Annotated in this window: 3 protein-coding genes and 1 pseudogene; all 4 read left to right on the top strand. The window is 63.5% G+C overall.

Annotation, left to right across the window (positions count from 1 at the left end):
• Nucleotides 1-123: 123 nt before the first annotated feature.
• Nucleotides 124-1,005 (top strand): branched-chain amino acid ABC transporter permease, encoded by an 882-nt coding sequence (locus tag ACNPP0_RS20570; protein ID WP_046806103.1) that lies wholly within the window; start codon nucleotides 124-126, stop codon nucleotides 1,003-1,005.
• A 3-nt stretch (nucleotides 1,006-1,008) separates the two neighbouring features.
• Nucleotides 1,009-1,890 (top strand): branched-chain amino acid ABC transporter permease, encoded by an 882-nt coding sequence (locus ACNPP0_RS20565; protein ID WP_332612205.1) that lies wholly within the window; start codon nucleotides 1,009-1,011, stop codon nucleotides 1,888-1,890.
• A complete protein-coding gene (locus tag ACNPP0_RS20560; protein WP_332612203.1) occupies nucleotides 1,883-2,671 on the top strand; it encodes an ABC transporter ATP-binding protein in 789 nt (262 codons plus the stop codon). The genes ACNPP0_RS20565 and ACNPP0_RS20560 overlap by 8 nt, the downstream gene beginning before the upstream one ends.
• Before the next feature lie 55 nt (nucleotides 2,672-2,726).
• A pseudogene (locus tag ACNPP0_RS20555) lies at nucleotides 2,727-2,840 on the top strand (ABC transporter ATP-binding protein); the annotation flags it as partial.

Here is a 2,840-nt window from a genome sequence, read left to right as displayed (position 1 = left end):
GCTGCCCCCAAGGCGCTTTTTATCGCAGGGCCGTCCCAATAAAAGCCATGCCGTCTTCGCGGGCGGTGTCAGGCCATGCAGTGGGCGCTGCATGGGGCCCTCATAGATCTGGAAAGTCCCATCATGTTCGAACAACAATTCGTCAATGCCTTGTCGCTGGGCTGTGTGTATGCACTGTTCGCGCTGGGCTTCACGCTGATCTTCGGCGTGCTCGGGGTGATCAACCTGGCGCATGGCGCCGTCTTCATGGTTGGCGCCTACGCGGCACTGTTCGTGGTTCAGCAATTCGGCCTGCCCTTGTGGGCGGCGCTGATGGTCGCGTTCTTCGTGGCCGGCTTCACCGGGGTCATCATCGATTACCTGGTCCTCAAGCCGCTGCGCAAGCGCAACGCACCCCACCTGATCCCCATGATTGCCACGATTGGCGTGGGCATCATTCTGAATAACGGGGCCCAGAGCATCTTTGGCGCCAGCAACCTGCGCTTTCCGCACGGCACCGTGCCCGAGGAAGTGATCGAGGTCGCCGGCCTGCACCTGACCGTGATCGAGCTGGGCATCATCTTCCTGTCGTTCGCGCTGATGGCCGTGCTGATGTACGTGATGCGCCGCACGCAGTTCGGCCGCGCGCTGCGCGCCATCGCCGAGTCGCCCAAGGCCGCGTGGCTTTTGGGCATCAACGTTGAAAAGCTGTTCGTCACGACCTCGTTCGCCGCCGCTGCCCTGGGTGGCGTGGCCGGCGTGCTGATCGGCCTGTATTCGAACGCGCTGTTCCCGCTGATGGGCCAGCCGATGCTGCACAAGGGCATCGCGGTCATCATCCTGGGCGGCATGGGCGACATACGCGGCGCCATGCTGGGCGGTCTGTTCCTGGGATTCGCCGAGGTGCTGTCGGTGGCCTACATCGGCTCCACCATGCGCGACGCGGTGGCTTTCGGCCTGCTGTTCCTGATCCTGCTGGTGCGCCCGCAAGGTCTGTTCGGCAAAGTGGTTCAACGCAAGGCTTAAAGAATGAGCGGATTCGAAAACTTCTGGGCCATTTACGGCAACTTGGTGCTTACGCTGGGCACCAACGCATTGCTGGCCCTCTCCATCTGGCTGACGCTGGCCTGCGGCATGCTGGCCATGGCCAACGCCGCCTTCATGGGCATCGGGGCGTACACCGCCGCGCTGCTCACCATGAACTACGACGCGCCGTTCACGGTCGCGCTGGCCGGGGGCATGGCCGCGCCCGCGCTGGTGGCGGCGTTGATCGGCTTGCCAACCTTGCGCCTGTCCGGGGTCTATCTGGCCATGGCCACGCTGGGCTTTGGCGAAGTGGTGCGCGTCACTATCCTGAACACCGAATCCATCACCGGCGGCGCGCTGGGCCTGAACGGCATCCCGCAGCTGACGCAGTGGTGGCATGTGGTGCTGGCGGTGGTCATTGTGCTGTTCGTGCTGTGGCGTGTGCGCGCCTCCAAGATCGGACGTTCGTTCGACGCCATTCGTGGCGACGAAACGGCGGCCGGGCTGATGGGCATCGACGTGCGCGCCAACAAGATGCTGGCCTTCGTGGCCGGCGCGATGATCGCGGGTCTGGCCGGCGCGCTGAACGCGCACCTGACCTTCTTCATCGGTCCCAATGAATACGGTTTCGACCGTGGCGTTGAAATCCTGACCATGGCCATCCTGGGCGGCATCGGCGGTTTGGCCGGTCCCGTGCTGGGCAGCTTCATCATCACCGTGTTGCCTGAGCTGCTGCGCGGTTTTGCGGATCTGCGCCTGGTCGCCAACGGAGTGATTCTGGTGGTGATTGTGTTGTTCCTGCCGCAGGGCATCTGGGATCCGGCGCGCTTCAAGCGCTGGATGCGTCAAGGCCGGGGCGGCCAGGGGGGCAAGCGCCATGCTTGAGCTTTCTTCCGTCTCCAAGAGCTTCGGCGGCCTGCATGTGCTGCATGACGTCAATCTGTCGGTGCCCGAGGGTTCCATCTTCGGCTTGATCGGCCCCAACGGCGCCGGCAAGACTACCGTGTTCAACCTGATCACCGGCCTGTTGCCGCCCAGCGGCGGCACCATTACGTTCAACGGCCAAAGCGTTCTGTCCAAGAAGCCGCACCGCATCACGCGCATGGGCATCGCCCGCACTTTCCAGAACATTCGTCTCTTCAAAGAGATGACGCTGCTGGAAAACGTGGTGGTGGGCGCCTATCGGCACATGAACTACGGCTTTCCCAGCCTGCTGCTGGGACTGCCGGGTTACCGCGAACACGAAAAGCGTGCCCGCGAGCGCGCGCACGAACTGCTGACGTGGATGCGCCTGGATCACAAGGCAAACGATCTGGCCGACAACCTGTCCTACGGCGAACAGCGCCGCCTGGAGCTGGCGCGCGCGCTGGCCACCGAGCCCAAGCTGTTGCTGCTGGACGAGCCGGTCGCGGGCATGAACACCGGCGAACGCGCCGAGCTCATGCGCGAGATCCTGGCCATCCGTGATCGCGGCTACACCATCCTGATGATCGAGCACGACATGCGCTTCGTCATGGGCCTGTGCGAACGCATCGCGGTGCTGAACTTCGGCAAGATCATTGCTTGCGGCGGCCCCGACGAAATCCGCAACAACGAGCAGGTCATCGAGGCCTATCTGGGTCGCGAAGACGACGAAGACACCGAACAAGTGGAGGCCGCCAAATGAGTTGCCGGGCTGCTGCCAAGATGAATACCGTAGCGCGTTGCGCGGAGGCTGCACAATGAGCGCGATGCTTGAAGTCCGCGGGCTCGAAGTCAACTACGGCCATATCGAAGCCGTGCGCGGCATTGACCTGGACCTGAACGCCAAAGAGATCACCGCCCTGGTCGGCGCC

This window comes from Achromobacter semiaridum (assembly GCF_053543755.1).
This window is presented reverse-complemented; position numbering and strand designations above follow the sequence as displayed.